This window comes from Xanthomonas sp. NCPPB 2632 (genome assembly GCF_041228075.2).
In the GTDB taxonomy this organism is placed as follows: Bacteria; Pseudomonadota; Gammaproteobacteria; order Xanthomonadales; family Rhodanobacteraceae; genus Luteibacter.
Genome location: NZ_CM192979.1, coordinates 1,817,151 through 1,833,898, shown reverse-complemented (window position 1 = coordinate 1,833,898; position 16,748 = coordinate 1,817,151). Strand labels below are relative to the sequence as shown.

Below are 16,748 nucleotides of genomic sequence, written 5' to 3'. Positions count from 1 at the left end.
CAATCACTCCTTAATCGAATGGAATTGGGTGGAAAGCAGGCGACCCTGCGGGTCATAGATGTAGGTCTTGACACGGTCGGATGTCGTCACCGTGGCAGGCCGGAAGCTCGGGCCGTCCCAGGTTGTGGTGGTCGCCCGCTCACTGGATGTGCCTTTCGCTTCAATGCGGCTGGTTTCCCTGCCCTGGCTGTCATAAGAAAAGGCCGTAAGAAGACCCAGCGCATTGGTCTGCGTCGCCATTTGACCATCCGCCGTGTAGGTGAATGTCGAATTGGCTGCCGGACACCCTGCGACAGCGGCGCCGTTGATGGCGGAAATACGGCGGCCACCGTTTATCAGTTCGTACTCGTACGTCACGGGGTGACCGAGCGCGTTGCTGACGGTGGTTGTGCCATCCGCGTTGTAAGCGACCGTCACCTGACCAGCGCCAAGTGGCATCGTGCTGGACGTAGCACGGTTTTGTGCGTCATATGTCCAGGTCGCGATGCGAATGCCACGCTCGTCGACGACGCCTGTCATTGACTCCGGATTCGCTGTGTCCTCATAGAGATACTGACGACTGACGGCATGGTCTTTCCAGGCCCGGCTGACCTTCGCCAAGCGGCTTGAGCCGTCGAACGTATAGGAAACGGTCAGCCCGCCAATGGTCGCAGAGCCCAAACGAGCAAAAGGTAATGTGATGACCAGCGAATGGGCGAGGTCATCGGTCATCGTGGTTTTATAAGCGAACGGATTACTCGTATCGCGGACGATGGAAACAAAACGCCCGGACGGATAGCGAATACCCGAAAGCTGGCCACGCATCGTATAGGTATACGTGGTCTCGTCATCCGCTACATAGGTCCATACACCAGTCGAATAAGTGAGCTTGCCCCGCTCGCCCGGCTCGCCGGTATAAAGGTCACCAGCGCGTGTGAAGATCGCCGTGTGACCGTCAGGGAGTACGACAGCGGCACCATCACGGTCGAACCAGACCTGACTGTCGACATTCAGCATCCATCCGCCGGCCCGGCTGTTGTAGACCCTTGAAAGGACAAGGACGCCATCTTTGTCCGAGTAATCCACCTCGCGCTCGTAGACGTTGCCACCGGCAGGATTTATCGGGTCACCGACAAAGCACATACCGGCCACCGTTGCAGAAACGTCTCCCGCCTCCACGCGGTCCAGCTCGTCGTCCTTCTTTTCGCACGCCCCCGTGGCCTGGTTATACGACGTTCCCTGACCACAGTTATTGCCCAGACGGGTTACGCCATGCGGATAAAGGGCGACATTGACGGTGTCGCCAGGCGTCTTCTGCCACGCCGTATTGCACGTATAGATGGCGGCCTTTGCCGTTTCGTAAGCGAGATACGGCGGGGCGTAAGGCGGCAGGTACGGGTAATCCGGAAACGGGCTCCCGTTCTGAGCGTCCATCGTGTAAATCGCCTGGCATCCTTCGTCCGCCGAGGCGTACTGTGTCGCATTCGGGTCACTGGAACCCGCATCGATTACATAGTAATAACTGGCCATGGCAGATTCGACGGTTCCCATCGTCGCCAAGCCAAGAGCGGCTTTCATCCACGCAGCGCTGCCTTTCGATTTCATCTTTTCGTCCTTAAAAAATGTCAATGACTGGCGGAAACGACAGTTGACGTCAGCCGCCCCTTGGCGTCGTAGTTGTAAGTCGTCACCCGATCGGGCGTCGTGACTGTTTTTGGCCGGAAGCTTGTCCCGTCCCACGTGGTGGTGGTTACGCGCTCCTGGGCAGTACCCTTTGCCTCGGTCTTGGTCGTGACTCGCCCCTGAGTGTCATAGGCAAAGGCCGTGATGTGGCCAAGCGCATCGGTTTGCGTGGCAATCTGCCCGCGCGCATCGTACGTGAGCGATGAATTGCTGATGGGGCAGCCGGGTGCCGGCGACCCGGTTACCGTCATCATCTGCCGCGTGCCGCCAACGACCCCATACTGGTAGGTCACCACATGACCCAGAGCGTTGGTCACGGTGGTGGTACCGTCATCGGCGTAGGAAATCAGGGTTGTATCAACCCCACCACCTCGCACGCTCGAAACAGCCCTGCCCTTCGTGTCGTAAGTCCAGGTCGACGCCCGAACACCGCGCTCATCAATGAAACCGGTCAGATGAGTCGGATTGGACGCATCTTCATAGAGATACGACTGTGAGACCGTCTTGCCCTGCAATACCCTACTGACCGAGGCCAGCATCGTCGAATCGTTATAGGCGTACGTTGCAGAGACACCGGGCGCCGTCAGACCCACAAGTTGGCCGGTGGAAAGATCCTCAGTGAACGTGAGCGTGTGCCCGCGCGATTCCTTCACCGTTGTCTGGTTCTTGGTGAACGTGGAGTCGTACCCGTAAGTCAGCGTCTGCACCAGCCCGTCAGGGGCCTTGAGGCTGACCAGCTGTCCTTGGCTATTGAACGTCATCGCCTGATTGTCAGGCGACGAATAAACCCAGTTGCTGCCGGATTTGACCAGGGCGCCACGTTCATTCGGCTCGGCAGTCGCCACATTGCCAGCCAGTGAAAACACCGACGCGCGGCCATCTTCGAACGTCAATGTGACCGATGACACTGCCTGGATAAGCGAGGCACTGTACGAATGCCTCCACAGACCATCGCTGCTGTTGTAAAAGCGCGCGAAATGCAGCTCGCCGTCGGCGTCCTCAAAATCTGAAATCCGCTCGAACTCATTTCCGATGGCGGCATTGATGGGATCGCCATGGCAGTTGCTCGGGTCGTTGTTGGCATCATCGTCCGGATCACCCCGCTGCCGGCGATCCTGGGGATCGCTGCCCAATGCACACTGTCCTGTCGTCGCATCAAAGGTCTGACCCGCCGGACACTGGTCGCCTACAACCTCAATAAGGTGCGGAAGGATAAAGGGAGTTCCACTTATGACAACCGTAAAGTTGCAGTTGTACGCCGTCGGGACGAAGCCCTTGTAATAGGTCGGTGCCGTGTAGGGAAGGATGTGGGCCACATCCGTCGTGTAGGTCACCGCATCCGTCGCATAGGCAGCCCGGCATGCTGCATCGGCGGTCGGATAGTGCGTGAGGCTTTCCGACACGGGAAAGGACTGGGGGTCGAGGGCAAACCAGACCGTTTCGGCTTGCGCCGATGTCGCCATGACTACGAATAAACCTAGAACCCCTGAAGCCTTCTTCATACCTTTCCCTGGTCAAATTGTGGGCGGAACGATGCGGTATTGCTGAAACTTACAGTGTGAGTACGGTCACGCTTTTTACTGTTTGAACATCCATTCGGAGGCGAAAGATGTGGCTTTTCCTTAGGTGCACCGAACGTTGAATCAAGACGCCCGAAAATGATGTAGGGGTTGGCCTGCCAACATGTAGGGTTTTTCCTACACGTACCCACGCTTCCCGCTGCCGCCCCGTCTGCTGGTTCCTAGTGGACCCTGACACTGACCTTCGTGCCGGTCAGCCGCCCCTTTGTGTCGTACGTGTAGGTCGTCACCCGGTCAGGCGTCGTGACCGTTTTGGGCCGGAAGCTTGTCCCGTCCCACGCGGTGGTGGTTACGCGCTCCTGGGCAGTGCCCTTGGCCTCGGTCTTGGTCGTGATTCGCCCCTGCGTGTCATAGGCAAAGGCCGTGATGTGGCCAAGCGCATCGGCTTGCGTGGCAATCTGCCCGCGCGCGTCGTACGTGAACGATGAATCGCTGATGGGACAGCCGGGAACCGGGCTGCCGACCACCTTGCTCATCCGCATCGTCCCGGCCGCCAAGGCATAGGTGTAGGTGACCACATGCCCCAGCGCGTTCGTGACCGTCGTCGTGCCATCGGCGTTGTAGGCGATGGTGACTTTTTCAGCACCGCCCGCGTGCTCACTGGATACTGCCCTGCCTTGGTCGTCATAAGCCCAGGTGGCAAAACGCACACCGCGCTCGTCCGTGATGCCGGTCAAAAGCGCCGGATTGCCGGAGACTTCGTAGAGGTAGGACCGACTCGTGGTCTTGCCGGACTGCACACGGGTGGCCGAGAGCAGCTGACCGGGAACGCCATAGGCGTAGGTCACGCTTAGCCCTGATACGGTCAGGGTCGCAAGATTTCCTGAGGTGTCTTCCGTCCATACAAGGCTTCGCCCCTGGGAGCCGGTCACCGTGACCTGCGGGTTGAAGTCCGCGTCGTAGCCGTGCTTGATGGTGGAAGTCCGACCATCCGGCAGGCGCACAGACGAGAGCTGTCCCTGCCCGTCGAAGGTCATGGTGCGGTTGTCGGGGCCTGAGTAGGTCCAGACCCCATTCTTACTGGCAAGACTACCCCGCTCACTTGGCTCTCCGGTCACCACCGAGCCATTGATGACAAAGAGGGAGACGCGCCCGTCATCGAACGTCAGCGAGGCGGATGTGGAACCCACCGCGAGCGTTGCCCCATAGCTGTGTCGCCAACCGCCATCGAGGCCGTTGTAGTAACGATGGAACGCGAGCTCGCCATCCTGGTCCTCGAAGTCTGTTTCCAGTTCGAACTTGTTGCCGATGGCGGCATTGACCGGATTGCCCTGGCAATCGTTGGGGTCGTTGTTCGGGTTGTCGTTGGGGTCACCCATCTGCCGGCGGCGATTGAAGTCATCGATTGACTCGCACTGACCGGCAACAAGGTCGTAAACCAGTCCACTCGGGCATGCGTCACCCTGGCGCGTGATGAGGTGCGGAAGATAGTCGAGCGTCCAACTCGAACCATCGATGGTGTATTGCCAGTTCTGGTTGCAGTTGTACAGCGGCGCGTTCGCGCTGCCCTGCTCAAACGTTGGCGGCACATAGGCCAGCAACTCCTGGGACTGACGACCTTCGAAATAGGCCTTGTCTGCCGCGTAGGCGGCCTTACAAGCCGCTTCGACGGTCGTGTAGTGCACGGTGTCAGCAGGCGGCGGGTCCGAACTGGTATCGAGGGCAAACCAGAAATCAACCGCCTCGGCGGTGGGCGCAACCAGAAGGGCAAGCGCGGCTGTCCAAAGCTGTGTCTTCATACCTGTCCATGGCCTCAAATTGTGTGGGCACTGTGCCCGTTTGCCGCCGTTCAAATTGCGACGTGGCGCACACTACCACATGCGGGTGCCATGTCGTAAATAGGTAAAAGGGCCTGGCCCAGAAGGAGGCGGAGGCGTCTCCAAAGCTGTTGTGAAGCTGCGTACCTTACGGCCCGTTGTCACTCTTCTGTCATCCCGTTCGAGCCTGAATCAATTCGCGGATGGACGAGTGCGCGGACTTCTCCAGAACCGCTCGCACTTGACTGCGCACGGTGCTGATTTTCACGCCTCGTCGTTCCGCATGCTCGGCAGGACTCATTCCTGCCATCAAAGCCCGGACCAGTGCTTCTTCGGCCGGCGTGAGACCCCACGCCCTGGCCTGCATGCCAATGTCCGCTTTGCGGGTGGCGGCTTTGTCTTGGACCATAAGTACGACGCTGGCCCTGTGATGCATCCCCGACAACGCCCCGGTTGACCCCGCAATCCTGCCCAAGCCGCCCAACGCACCCGTGGGGGCACGCGGAAGCGGAGACAGGGTCAGCATGAGGTCTCGCCCCCGGTGCCGGACAGACAACGAGACCGGTAAGCGGGTGAGAGCCACGGCCTTCGCATGGGCATCAATGCTCGACCCCGCACGGGTCCCCGACAGGCCCAGATTGACCCGGCCCATCCGGTCGCCCAGAAGCCGAACAGCCGCCGGGTTGGCATGGAGGACCCGCCCCGCTTCATCAAGGAAGACGAGACCCTCCGATAGGTCAATGGCCGCCTGCGAACCCGCCGCTGCTTCCCGCAGCCAGTCGACGCGAACCATCATCTGCATCCACCTGGCGAAGTGAACCATCATCCCGCCAAGGGCCTCGCGTTTTGCTCCCTGAAACCGGTCTCGACCGACAAGATGGTTGAACGCGATATGCACGTTCCGACCTTGTTCCCGGAAGATGTTCCCGCCAGCAACGTATCGGGGGCCATGGGGAATCAAGAAATCCTGATAGAACTCCGACCCGGACACGTAGCGGTCATCGAGCTCATCGTGACAGGCGACCACAATGCCGGTCGGTGATTTCAACCCCATCTTTCGTCTCGGGTCGATGGCCTGGTAATGAGACAGGTAGGCGACTTCCGCACCCTGGATGTGGGAGCCGACAACAAGGCTCGCCAGCACTTCGTTCTTTGACTCATCCCATCCGATGAGATGGACGCCATCGCAGTCGAGAAAGCTGTTGAGGCGTCCGATGACGTGCGGAACGTCGCCTGGTGAGAGGGCCGATTCATAAAGGTCCGCAATCAAGCCATCCCGCACACCTGCTCTTTCCCGCCATCCCTGCCTCATACGACGTCCTCTGTCATCCACAAAAGTGAGGATGAGGAACCTAGTCCCGCGCCCTAGCCTTTGGCAAGCACTATTCCACGGCCACAGGGGGCTTTTCCATGCGCATCTCTTCCACCATCGCTACCGCAGTGCTTTGTCTGGCAGCGCTTCCGGTCGAGGCTACAAACCCGACTCCGACCCTGACGCTCTTCAACAACGCCGCCAGCCCGATGACGGATGTGGCCTATGCCCCGACGGGGACCAACCGGTGGTTTGCCATGGACGGGGGCGCGATTGCGGCGCACGACAAGGCAACGGTGGCCCTGTCCGGGGCCGCCTGTGTCTATGATTTGCGATTTCGCTTCGAGGACCGGGTAACCATGACCGTCAAAGCGTGGAACGCCTGCAACAACCCGGTCATGGAGATTGGCCGACATGTCGCACCCGCAGGCAGTCTCCCCGCAAAGGCGGGTTAGCCCGGGCGCTTCTTGTCCCGGCGCACGATGCGGGGTGCCGCCTTGGCCTTGCGCCCCAGCGCTTTCTTGAACGCAGCCACGAAGTCCTCAAGGGGCACGTCGTAGAGCCGGCAGGCGTCGAAGACGAACAAGAAATCGATGCCCCGCTCGCCAATTTCGACGTCCGACAAGCCCGTCTGGGAAATGCCGAGCCCTTCAGCTGCCTCAACCTGCGTCAGGCCTGCTTCCAGGCGCAGCTCCCTGAACATCGCAGCCAGAATCTTGTGTTCGGGACGGTGGACGGACGTGGCTTTCATGGATGGACCCGGTCAATCGAGTCCACCGAGTCTTAACCCGGATTTCGTTTACCCACATTTCACTTTAGAGCCCACTATTGGAGTAGGATCGCGCCGACCGCCGGAAGGTCATCCCGGGCGGTCAGGGACCGGACTAGTGGGGAACAGGCACACCATGCGGAGCGCAGCAATGGCAAACAAAAGCTTCTCCCACGCAACACTGCTGGCCATGCTGTTGGCCTTGCCGCCGCTGTCGAGTGCCCAGGAGACGCCCGCACCGACAGCACCCACGCCGTCGTTCTGGCACCGTCTCGGCAATGCGGCCAAAGACACCGGACACCGCATCGGACAGGAGATCCGGAACCCCGGTTCGAGTCGGGGCGAAGCCTTCCGACCACTTTCGCCGGGTGCCAACGAACTTGTCGGCCTGTTTACGCCGGAGACCTCCGGGGTTGACGGTGCGGGGAAGATCCTCTGGCCGCGTGTGGCCCTGACCGCCGAAGTCTGGGGCGAGCATCAGGAGTGCTGGACGTTCCGGGCGAAGATCTGGACGAACGAGACGACCAACCACACCGAGCGGTTCGAAATCTGCAAGTCATCCCCGGTCAAGGTCACCAACGACATCGGCCAGACCGGATATGCCGAACCCAACCGGATGATGTTTGCGACCATCAACGGCGCCATGGCTGTCTATACCCATCCGACGACGGGCTCACAGGGCACAGAAGGACCGAACCCGCCGGACATGTTGTTCGTGCGACGTGTGCCCGAATCCCTCCAGCAGGCCCAGGTGCCCTTCCTCGGCCGCCTGCTGATGGTCACGGGGTTTGAATCCCACATCTCCGGCGCAAACCATTCGGCGCGCATGTGGCTGGCGGGCTATGAGCCGTCGGGAAACAGGGGCTGAGCTTCCCTTCCACACGGTCCGCGTTGAGACCACTTCTTCCATCGTCAGAAGGATTCCGCGATGCATCCTTACCTTGTCTACACCGCATGGGGCGCCGCTGCACTGTTTTTGCTGTTTGCCATCCAACTCTGGCGCATGCTTGTCACGCTGCCGAACCGCCCCGCCTTCAACGGCAAGACGGTCCATGCATGGCTCGACCTCAATGCCCGCGCACTCCACCTCCAGCGCGAGAACGACCTGTCCGTGCTCGCCATTCCCTTCGGTCAACTGGCCATGACCTTCAACGGGCAGTCCATTGTCCAGTCTCGGAAAATCCATCACGGCGGTGGCGGTGGAAAATTCTCTGCAACAACCATCGGCGGGTTGACCAGTGGCGGCTACATTCCTCCGTCGGAGACCTGGACTGAGACGGTGTATGAAAACAGAGCGACCGGGAGGACGAACGTCAGGCTGTCGACCATTGAAGTGCCGGCCTCCCTCCATCGCCTCTGGTGCAAGGAAGATCTGAAGGGCACGACGGTCCCTGTCCTCGAAGTCACCATGGCGCAAGGTGAGGCGGAAGCGTTCGAGCGCTGGCTTTATCGTCACGCAAAAGTCCTCCGACCGGATGTCGATCGCCTGCGAAAGGCCTGGGCCACGACCTGCCAGGGGTGGCTTGCCGCCTGCCGGCGCCAGCGTCAGGCCTCGGCAAAGCCGGCAGTGGAAGTGCACTGGTTTTCCAGCGAAGGCATCCGGTACCTCGTTGTTGAAGACAACGGAACGGTCCTTGCCGCGCGGGGTGAGGCCCCTTTGCTGACCGATGTCCACGGGCTGGTGGGCTGGGAGAGTCACACCCTTGTTGCCTTCAAGGGCGGACAGGACGAAACGCGCTTTACGCTGTCCGACGTCGACATCCGACGCCTCCAGTCACTGGTCCGGACAGGCAAGCTCCGCCTCAGCTGAGACCACTCAGCCCACCCTTGCCCGTCTGGGGGACAAAGGTAGTGCCGGATGCGAAGGAGGCCCTGACTTGCCCTCGCTCTCCTCACTCTCCGCCTTGCCGGTTTGTCCCAAGGGTTTGGCAGGGACGTCCATGCAGGCTTTCAGCTGAGCCCGCTGGGCGTCATCAACGATGCCCGTCAGGTGCGTGAGCACCCTTGGGTCATTGCCAGCAAGAGACCGGATGGAAAACCTGAGTCTCGCCCGGGATTCTGTGAGTTGAGTCTCCCGCGCTGTGTTCTCGCCTTGCGCCCTTTGGATCTGTTGTTGCAATCGGTGGATGGCGGCCTTCAATTCCCTGACATGGGTCTTTGCACGGTCCACCTCTTTTGCTTTTCCGGCCCGGGCGAGGACGGCTGCATGGAACTGTCCACGGAAAAACAGCAACAAGCCCTTTTGCCTGCCGAGCTCCTGAAGTTCGGCGACAGATCTGCTCCGTCGCCGCCGTGCCTCGTCGAGCAAGTAGCGGTGATCGAGAACGTGCGTTTGCAGCCGCTCATCGCTCGCTGTCCGGATGATGTGCTCGCGCTCCTGGTCTGTGACGTCCCGCAAGGCGTCCTCGACTTCGACGGAGAGATCCATCGCGTGTTCAAAATCGCGAAGCTCCATCTCGCGGCGAAGGCGGGTCACCAGTGGATAGCGGGCCGGGTCGTTTGGAGGAGACGGCTGGGCGGATTCGAGTGGCACCAGCGCCACCCCCACCCGCTTGCGTGCACGAGCGACGGACAGCAGGTCGTCTCGGTCTGGACTCAACTCCCTTTTTTGGCCGGCTCCACCCACGGGCAAGAGGGGCGATGAGGGAACCGGTGGCAGTGGCGGCGAGGGCAGCCTGCCGAGCCGCATGACCTCGGTGGTCAGCGTTCGAACGAAGTTCCTGGCAAGAGGATGGTTCATCACCATCGGGAGGCGCCCACCAAACCCGGAGCCAACCCCCGAGCGATCGAGCACGCCGTCGGGGGAGTCCGGACCCGCCAGAGCCCGGGTCGGAAAGCACAACCGGACGTGCCGCCGTTCCTCCTCGCCCCGCATCAGCCATGGACCACTTCCGGGCAAAACCACCACGCTCACTGGCACCCGGAGGTGGTCTGCCACGAAGCCGGCAACGGCAGCTCCGAACCTCAACGCTTCCTCATTGGTCAGTGCCGATGGCACCGGCACCCGGGCCTCAAAGAGCACCGGCGCAGTGCCAGCCCGCTCGGTCCACTCAATGCGGTTCCACAATTGCTCAGTATTTGTCGCCCATTGGGGTGCACCATCAGGGGCGATGGTCTGGACCGGATGGCGACAACCCTCCCCCGGCCGGTGGTCATGAGTGATGGCGTTCCGGTCTGACTTCAGGCAGATCCTGAGACGGGTGGCTGCAAGCCCGACAGCAGAACCCGTGTCAGGCCGACGATGCAGTTCGAGTTCAATGTCGAAATCCATTTCCCGACTTCCCTCAGAGCCGCTTTGTGGTGCTTCGGAAGGGCGCTTCCGAGCGTGACAGGGTGACGGGATGCGTAAGAATGACCCCCAGCTTGCCCGCAACCGATTCCACTTCGAGTTTCTGCGCGTCGGTCAAGTGGGGACCAATCACGCGCACGACGTGCGGCATGTCGAGGCGGTAAGGCGACATGGCGTTAATAAGCCGGTCGATCTTCTGTGCTGATTGATGCCCGAGAGCGTCGAGGTGTCGCTCGAGTTTCGATACCTGCTGTCGGTGGCGAGCAACGGCGTCGTGGCCACGGCGGACCTGTCCACTCGCCACTGTCTGACTTACCACCAAGCCGTTGTGTTCGTCGTGCAAGGACTTGAACCGGGCACGGATGGCGCCGGCATGCAGCCATTGGTCGAGCGAGGCATTTGCGCGCTTGAGGTCCTGGTCAAGTGCGTGTTGCTTGTCTTTGGCATCTTCGAGCTTCATGCGCTCCCGCATGAGTTGCATCCTGAATTCGGCCTGTGCCTGCCGGGCATGTTCCATGAAAAACAGCAACGACTCGATGATATCGGCCAGCAGCATGGCGCGTTCCATTGCCGCATGGTCCGCGTCGGTCCTCGGTGCGCTGCCCGCGTGCTTGACCGCCTCGGACAATCGCAGGTGATGGTCGATACGGATGGTCCGGCCGGCAACAAACGCCAGACGGCTGAGTAACGGTGCGCGCCCTTCGGCTCCCTTCCGAGCGCGCGCGCTGGCGCGGCGCACCGCGCGCTGAACCCTCTGCCCTCCATTTTCCCGCCGCTCGGCCAGGCGGGACGACACCGCCCGGGCTCCAAGGTCAACCAAGAGCGAGTCCGACGGACCGGGGACGCCGGGCCTTGCGCCCGTCACCACCATTCGACCTTGCCCTTCTTGCAAGCAATGCGATGGACTCGAGTCGGTCCGGGACGGAGCAGGCGGGTGAGGTTGACGACGCATCCAATGGGCTGCCTTCCCAAACCGTCGCGCCCGCTCCGGACGCGGTGTCTTGTCGAGGCCAAGGCGAACGTAGCTTTTCGAGGCATAAATGGCAGGCACACCTGCCCGCTCGGCATACCGGTTGGCGAGCACGGCCCATTTTTCGTTCATGGCGTCGACCAGACCGCCGGACGTGGACTTGTTCGAGAGTTCAGCGAGCTTGGCACCCAGGCGCCAAGTGGCACCCTCCCCGCTTCCCTCCCGCTCCAGACGGCGAGTGGGGAAATACAGATGGGCATGGAATCCGACTTTCTCGGCAGGCTTGGCGTTACCGTCGAGGTCGACCGCATTGTCGCGGTGCACGCCGATGGAGACCGGCACGTTGAAGCGGGAGACGATGTAGCGGGCCATGGCAATACTCATGGCCACCGCGCCTTTCTCGTCGATGCCGAGGGGAACGGGGATGCGGTAATCCCGCGCCAGCTGCGAGTTGGTGCGGAGTTCGTGCTTTTCGACCGCGTTCCACAGTTGGGCGGGGTCGGTCAGCCAGGCGGGAGCACCGGGTGGCGCGATGGTCTGGGCGTGGACGACAGCGTTGCCAGCGCGCTTGCTGTAGTCATGCCACTTGCCGGAGTGCTCATCGAAGAGCTTGAGACCCAGGCGGTAGGCGACGCCGGCAACGGCGCTGTGATTCGACGATCGGTGATGCGTGTGGAGGTGGGGGCGTGCGTGTTCGGGCATGGACATCCTAGTCAGGTAATGGAGCCGTCATGGCCCCTGAAGAAAGCAGAGAGCGACACTTTGCCGCGCAGCTGCCCTATACACCTACCGCCGAATTTGCATACGTCAAGGGGGCGTCCAAACTATTTTTCGTAATGGGCAAGGCGCAACGCGACCGGCACAGTAACTGGTCAGATGATGACCAGAATATCTGTGGACCCAGACACGGCCGGCCAGGGCTTGTCGCATTTTCTTGCGACAGGACGGATGAACCGAGTTGCCTCAACCGATGCAGCCGCCCGGGTCTAGCATCACCCGTCGACATCTGCAGGCTGCATGCAACGTGTGGGAAGCCTGCAGGCCTCCCGCATAAGCCGTGCACGGGCCGTTGCTGACCGGATGTGCGGGCGTTGGCGGTAGGCCGTTGCCCGATGGGCAGCTGTACATCGGGGGCTCTTGCAGGAGCGCAGCGGAGGCGTTGCAAGCGGAGCTTGCTAAGACGTGCTCTCGGTTCTTCTGCATCGGGCTTTCTTCCCCGAGCATGACCGCACTGTGCCAATTGAGGTAGGCCAAAACCTGTCATCTCCAATGCCGATTTCGTGCACGACCAAGCGCGTCATGGCTCTCTAGCTGTAAGGGGAGTCAACAATCAGGGGAATCCGTCGTGTGCTACGCAATGTCTGCGTTGGTCGGCGCCTGCGTGCTATGCGGCCGCACGGTCGTATCCATACCGTGATGCACTCCATCACTGTCGAGTTTCGACAAAACTGCATCCCTCCGTCGCTTGAGGTTGCGATTTCCAATCCCAATGTTGGTTGCTTGCACGCCTAGGGGTGGACGACATCGTGTTGTCCCGCGCGTGCGTGGGGAGGGTGCATGTACAGGGGATTCAATCTGTCGCTTGGTGCGGACAATGCGGTCATCAGGGGCTATGCTGAACGTGGCGCAGCAGTGCTTGATGCCCGATGGCCCAGGGTTGAAAAGGACCTGTCAGCGCTCCTCGACGCTGACAGCATTGATGGAGAAGAGGTCATGAAGGCGTGGTTCAAGCAGGTCAGCGCGGATGTGTTCATCTCCCACTCGCACAGGGACCTTGCCCTTGCTCGCGGCCTCGCTGGCTATCTGCACGACGAGCTTGGCCTAGTCGCCTTCGTTGACTCGCAGGTTTGGCTGAGTGCCGACGGGCTGCTGGAAGCCATCGACAAACGCTATTGCCGCTCGGACGGTGAGGAAGCGGACAAACCGGTCAAGTCCTACAACTACAAAAAGCGAAACTACTCGACCAGCCATGTGCACATGATGCTGGCGGCTTCCATCTCCGAAGCCATCGACCGCAGCGAGTGCATCATCTTTCTCAATACGCCTCAGTCTATCAAGGCAAGCGACGCAGAAGCCGACGGGAAGGCGAAGACCGGGTCGCCCTGGATCTATCACGAGCTCAACACCTCCCGTCTCATCCGCCGCCAGGAGCCAACGCGCAAGCGCCTCGTGAGGAAGGGCTACGTCATGGAGCACTATGCTTTTGACGAAGCAAGCGCGCCCGTGCCGCTGGAGTTGCCAGCCCCGGTCGCCCACCTCGCACGGATTGATGGCGAAGATGTCTTCAATTGGCGACGGACAGTCAAGCAAAAGGACGCCACGGCCCTTGATGCGCTCTACTGGATGGTGCCCGACCCACAGCCGGAACTCATTAGATCACCACGCGCGCCGACCCGCAGCTCATAATTGCCGCCCTACCCGCCATCCTCGACCACACCACCGGCCGGAACGCAGGCCTGGTGCTGGTCGAGCTGCCCCCCTTCGATATCAGCGGGGACGGTGAGGACTCGCCCGTGCGCCAGCCCATGCCCGCTGTGTCTGCAATAGCGATCCTGGAAGGCCACTACTGCTGCGGCAGCTACTCGGATGAGGGGGCGACCCCTCGTGTGATGGAAACGCTGGCGCAAACGACCCGGCCCCGGATTGCGCAGAAGGTTGTCGTGGCCGGTGGCGAGGACATGAGGGTGCCTGAAACCTGCGCCACCTTGATGTCGGGTGCCGCACTCACCGCTCGCCAGTGAACCGCACTTGGGGACATAATCTTCCTCGACGGAGGACTTCGCCAGCGCATCGAGGCCAATCCACTCATCGAGCCGCTGAAGGTGACGCGCCGCATCAGGGAAGACCTAGCCTAACGATGGGGCCGCCAGTCGCGTCACGGCCGCGTGCCCTGCGCGCTCAATCCATTTGCCGATGTGCGCCCGGCCACCCTAGTCGAGAAAATGGTACGTCGCCAAGTAACGCGACAGCGGGACCACCTCGGCAGAGGCGGGCTGCGGGAACCAGAGCGCGTCTTTCAGCACAAGCAGGTTGTGGTCGCGGAGGCCGGTCCATCGCCCCCTTAGTTCGGCGAAGTACGCATTCCCGTTGATGGCATAAAGGTTGATGGCATAAAGGCCGATGTGACCAAAGGGGTCCTGACCCGCCTGGCCAGGCTCACCCTTGCTGTCGGCCATGCCCTCCACAGCAATGCCGGGAAGGCCGTTACCCTTTATGAGACTCCGCGCGATCTTGTAGCTCACCCAGCGCCTGGACGCCATCGCCTAACCGGTGATGACACAGGTCTCTGTGCGCAACAAGGCTTCGCGAGGGAAATATCTGAACCCGTCGTCGCCAAGCTTCGCCGCGTGCGAAGCTGCGCGATGGTCAAACAACCCTGAAGCCTCGCGGCTCCTGCCTGTGAGTTCCCACGCCGTCCGCCCCCCCCCTGGGCATCGGAAGGCGGTCAAGGATGAGGACGATGCCTTCAGGCAGCGGCGCATGGCCAGCCATCCACGCGCTGATGGCCTCCTACCCCTCATGCACGCCGTCAACCTGGTGCCCGGCAATCACCCTTGCCCGCGCACGGAGCAGCACGAGATGCCGGTAACACTGCTCCCGGAACATGGCCACCTGACCGAGGTAATCGAACGGGCAAGCGACGCCGGATGTCTCGGACGACACGCGCCACCGCGATCGCTCGGCGGGCCCGTCCTGGCCGCGCCTGACCAGCACCCATCCAGCACAGAAAACACTTCGGCCAGTCCCCTCTCGCTTGCCTCGCCCCTTGCATATTCCCGATCGAAAGTGGCCCGTTATCCCTTGAGAACATCGCCGCCAAGACGCATTCTGACACTGGGCGTGCGACAACCTGCCCTTCCACCCCCGCTCTGGCGTCGGAAGGGCCGGTGCCGTGCTTGAAGGGATGACGTGCCCGGGGGCCGTCATGGACAACAGTCATGCGTCATTGCCCGTGCACTGTGCGCGGCCAGACAGGGTGGGGATTGAATGGGATGGTTCACGGAGGCGGAAACATTCGTCCGCCGGATAGTCTGGAAGCCGGTGAGGACGTTGTTTGCCGCCTATGGCGTGCTCTTTACCCTGAGCAAGACCGTCACCTTCGCCCTTCCCGGGGCAAAGGTTTTTCTTGACGGGGACACCGGGACACGGTCCGTCCTGCTTGCAGGTCTTGCGATTTTCCTTTACGACTTCATCAAGCCGCGCCGCGTCAAGTGGAAAGTTCCTGGTTCGAACACCACGCTCGAAGTGCGCCTCGGCGACCTGTTTGAGCAAGACGGCCTTCGCATCATCCCGGCAAACGAATACTTCGACAGCAAACTTGGCAAGGCCGTGTCACCGAATACGCTGCACGGCATGCTTATCAAGGAGCATTTCGTCGGCGGGGAAGCCGCCTTCGCGCGCGAGGTAAAAAAAGCGCTCCTCGGCAAACCGTTCGTTGCTACGCAACGGCAGCAGGGACCCGGGAAAGCCTATCCCATCGGGACCACCGTGCAGATTTCCGACACGAACGGCGACTATCTCCTATTTGCGCTTTCGCGGTCGAACCTTGCGGCAAGCAAGGCCGAAACGGACCTGCCCCAGCTGTGGGAAGCGCTCGCCGGCGCCTGGGACGGCGCCCGCAATGAATGCGGGGGATCGGATGTCAACATGCCCCTTGCGGGCACCGGTCAGTCCGGCGCAGGCCTCAACACGCGAGATGCGCTCAAAATCGTCATCCACTCGGCAACGATCGCCACGACGAAGACACGCGTCACAGGAAAAATCCGCATTGTCCTCCACAAGGACTCATGGTCAGAGGTCGACCTTCGGGACGTCCGCGCTTACTGGAGCAGCTACTGATGACCTATCGCAACGGCACCTACATCGCCTTCCACGCCGACGGCAACAACATCCCCGGCGGCCGGTCCGACATCGACTTTTACCAGCTCATGCGCGCCTGGGCCGAGAAGGACAATGCGTTCCCCCTGGTCAACAGCCACGAGAAGACGGGCCAGGTCAGAGACACCAGCTCCAGGGAAACACTCCGCCGCACACTCCTCGAGCGGTTGCGAAACTCAAAAAACATGGTCCTCATCCTTGGTGACACGACGAAGTTCGATGCCGACTGGGTGCCTTTCGAGATTGCCAAGGCCGTTGACGAGTACAAGCTGCCCATCATCGCGGCCTACACCAAGGTGACGGTGCCCATCGTCGTGCCGTCCGCCTTCAGCAACTACTGGCCCCCTGCGCTGTCATCCCGCATCCAGGGCAAAACCGCGCACGTCATCCACATCCCCTTCAACAAGAAGGCGCTGCTCGATGCCATCGGGCAGTTCAGCCACGACCAGCTCCCCCTGGGAGGCGGCGAGGGGATCTACAGCGACGCGGCGTATCGCCAGTTCGGTCTCGGCTGAAACGGCACCATGCCTC

15 protein-coding genes are annotated in these 16,748 nt (G+C 61.3%); 7 read left to right on the top strand and 8 right to left on the bottom strand.

Annotated elements, in window-relative coordinates; translation table 11 throughout:
* Positions 1-3: 3 nt before the first annotated feature.
* From AB8808_RS08380 to AB8808_RS08365, 4 genes are all read right to left on the bottom strand, one after another.
* Positions 4-1,584: a DUF6531 domain-containing protein gene (locus tag AB8808_RS08380; RefSeq protein ID WP_369928417.1), complete on the bottom strand. Its 1,581-nt coding sequence runs from the start codon at positions 1,582-1,584 to the stop codon at positions 4-6.
* Positions 1,585-1,604: 20 nt separating this feature from the next.
* On the bottom strand, positions 1,605-3,164 hold the full coding sequence (locus AB8808_RS08375; RefSeq protein ID WP_369928415.1) for a DUF6531 domain-containing protein: 1,560 nt from the start codon (positions 3,162-3,164) through the stop codon (positions 1,605-1,607).
* Positions 3,165-3,403: 239 nt separating this feature from the next.
* The gene (locus AB8808_RS08370) at positions 3,404-4,981 is read right to left on the bottom strand and encodes a DUF6531 domain-containing protein (protein WP_369928413.1); all 1,578 of its coding nucleotides are present in this window, start codon (positions 4,979-4,981) and stop codon (positions 3,404-3,406) included.
* 190 nt (positions 4,982-5,171) lie between these two features.
* On the bottom strand, positions 5,172-6,269 hold the full coding sequence (locus AB8808_RS08365; RefSeq protein ID WP_369928412.1) for a helix-turn-helix transcriptional regulator: 1,098 nt from the start codon (positions 6,267-6,269) through the stop codon (positions 5,172-5,174).
* Positions 6,270-6,409: 140 nt separating this feature from the next.
* Between AB8808_RS08365 and AB8808_RS08360 the strand changes: the two genes are divergently transcribed.
* The gene (locus AB8808_RS08360) at positions 6,410-6,766 is read left to right on the top strand and encodes a hypothetical protein (protein ID WP_369928410.1); all 357 of its coding nucleotides are present in this window, start codon (positions 6,410-6,412) and stop codon (positions 6,764-6,766) included.
* Here AB8808_RS08360 and AB8808_RS08355 read toward each other — a convergent pair.
* Positions 6,763-7,062 carry a helix-turn-helix domain-containing protein gene (locus AB8808_RS08355; RefSeq protein ID WP_369928408.1) on the bottom strand — a complete coding sequence of 100 codons (300 nt, stop codon included), beginning with the start codon at positions 7,060-7,062 and terminating at the stop codon, positions 6,763-6,765. The genes AB8808_RS08360 and AB8808_RS08355 overlap by 4 nt on opposite strands.
* A gap of 169 nt (positions 7,063-7,231) precedes the next feature.
* On the opposite strand from AB8808_RS08355, the gene AB8808_RS08350 reads away from it, so the two are divergent.
* Both AB8808_RS08350 and AB8808_RS08345 read left to right on the top strand, forming a co-directional pair.
* On the top strand, positions 7,232-7,948 hold the full coding sequence (locus tag AB8808_RS08350; protein WP_369928407.1) for a hypothetical protein: 717 nt from the start codon (positions 7,232-7,234) through the stop codon (positions 7,946-7,948).
* 60 nt (positions 7,949-8,008) lie between these two features.
* Entirely contained in the window at positions 8,009-8,890 is an 882-nt protein-coding gene (locus AB8808_RS08345) for a hypothetical protein (RefSeq protein ID WP_369928405.1), read from the top strand.
* A 6-nt stretch (positions 8,891-8,896) separates the two neighbouring features.
* On the opposite strand, the gene AB8808_RS08340 is transcribed toward AB8808_RS08345, so the two are convergent.
* Both AB8808_RS08340 and AB8808_RS08335 read right to left on the bottom strand, forming a co-directional pair.
* Entirely contained in the window at positions 8,897-10,351 is a 1,455-nt protein-coding gene (locus tag AB8808_RS08340; RefSeq protein ID WP_369928403.1) for a MobA/MobL family protein, read from the bottom strand.
* A 13-nt stretch (positions 10,352-10,364) separates the two neighbouring features.
* The gene (locus AB8808_RS08335; protein WP_369928401.1) at positions 10,365-12,041 is read right to left on the bottom strand and encodes a MobA/MobL family protein; all 1,677 of its coding nucleotides are present in this window, start codon (positions 12,039-12,041) and stop codon (positions 10,365-10,367) included.
* A gap of 855 nt (positions 12,042-12,896) precedes the next feature.
* Between AB8808_RS08335 and AB8808_RS08330 the strand changes: the two genes are divergently transcribed.
* Positions 12,897-13,745: a hypothetical protein gene (locus AB8808_RS08330; protein WP_369928399.1), complete on the top strand. Its 849-nt coding sequence runs from the start codon at positions 12,897-12,899 to the stop codon at positions 13,743-13,745.
* 53 nt (positions 13,746-13,798) lie between these two features.
* A complete protein-coding gene (locus AB8808_RS08325) occupies positions 13,799-14,080 on the top strand; it encodes a hypothetical protein (RefSeq protein ID WP_369928397.1) in 282 nt (93 codons plus the stop codon).
* A gap of 189 nt (positions 14,081-14,269) precedes the next feature.
* Here the strand turns inward: AB8808_RS08325 and AB8808_RS08320 are convergent, their stop codons facing one another.
* Entirely contained in the window at positions 14,270-14,581 is a 312-nt protein-coding gene (locus tag AB8808_RS08320; RefSeq protein ID WP_369928395.1) for a hypothetical protein, read from the bottom strand.
* 745 nt (positions 14,582-15,326) lie between these two features.
* Here AB8808_RS08320 and AB8808_RS08315 point away from each other — a divergent pair.
* Positions 15,327-16,178, top strand: coding sequence for a macro domain-containing protein (locus tag AB8808_RS08315; RefSeq protein ID WP_369928393.1), 852 nt, complete (start codon positions 15,327-15,329; stop codon positions 16,176-16,178).
* Positions 16,178-16,732: a TIR domain-containing protein gene (locus AB8808_RS08310; protein ID WP_369928391.1), complete on the top strand. Its 555-nt coding sequence runs from the start codon at positions 16,178-16,180 to the stop codon at positions 16,730-16,732. The genes AB8808_RS08315 and AB8808_RS08310 overlap by 1 nt, the downstream gene beginning before the upstream one ends.
* The last annotated feature ends 16 nt before the right edge of the window (positions 16,733-16,748 follow it).

Bases quoted from the DNA above. Each gene is read 5' to 3' on its own strand.
- AB8808_RS08370 (WP_369928413.1), bottom strand. From the start codon at position 4,981: ATGAAGACACAGCTTTGGACAGCCGCGCTTGCCCTTCTGGTTGCGCCC.
- AB8808_RS08330 (WP_369928399.1), top strand. From the start codon at position 12,897: ATGTACAGGGGATTCAATCTGTCGCTTGGTGCGGACAATGCGGTCATC.
- AB8808_RS08335 (WP_369928401.1), bottom strand. From the start codon at position 12,041: ATGCCCGAACACGCACGCCCCCACCTCCACACGCATCACCGATCGTCG.
- AB8808_RS08360 (WP_369928410.1), top strand. From the start codon at position 6,410: ATGCGCATCTCTTCCACCATCGCTACCGCAGTGCTTTGTCTGGCAGCG.
- AB8808_RS08310 (WP_369928391.1), top strand. From the start codon at position 16,178: ATGACCTATCGCAACGGCACCTACATCGCCTTCCACGCCGACGGCAAC.
- AB8808_RS08345 (WP_369928405.1), top strand. From the start codon at position 8,009: ATGCATCCTTACCTTGTCTACACCGCATGGGGCGCCGCTGCACTGTTT.
- AB8808_RS08315 (WP_369928393.1), top strand. From the start codon at position 15,327: ATGGGATGGTTCACGGAGGCGGAAACATTCGTCCGCCGGATAGTCTGG.
- AB8808_RS08355 (WP_369928408.1), bottom strand. From the start codon at position 7,062: ATGAAAGCCACGTCCGTCCACCGTCCCGAACACAAGATTCTGGCTGCG.
- AB8808_RS08375 (WP_369928415.1), bottom strand. From the start codon at position 3,164: ATGAAGAAGGCTTCAGGGGTTCTAGGTTTATTCGTAGTCATGGCGACA.
- AB8808_RS08340 (WP_369928403.1), bottom strand. From the start codon at position 10,351: ATGGATTTCGACATTGAACTCGAACTGCATCGTCGGCCTGACACGGGT.
- AB8808_RS08350 (WP_369928407.1), top strand. From the start codon at position 7,232: ATGGCAAACAAAAGCTTCTCCCACGCAACACTGCTGGCCATGCTGTTG.
- AB8808_RS08380 (WP_369928417.1), bottom strand. From the start codon at position 1,584: ATGAAATCGAAAGGCAGCGCTGCGTGGATGAAAGCCGCTCTTGGCTTG.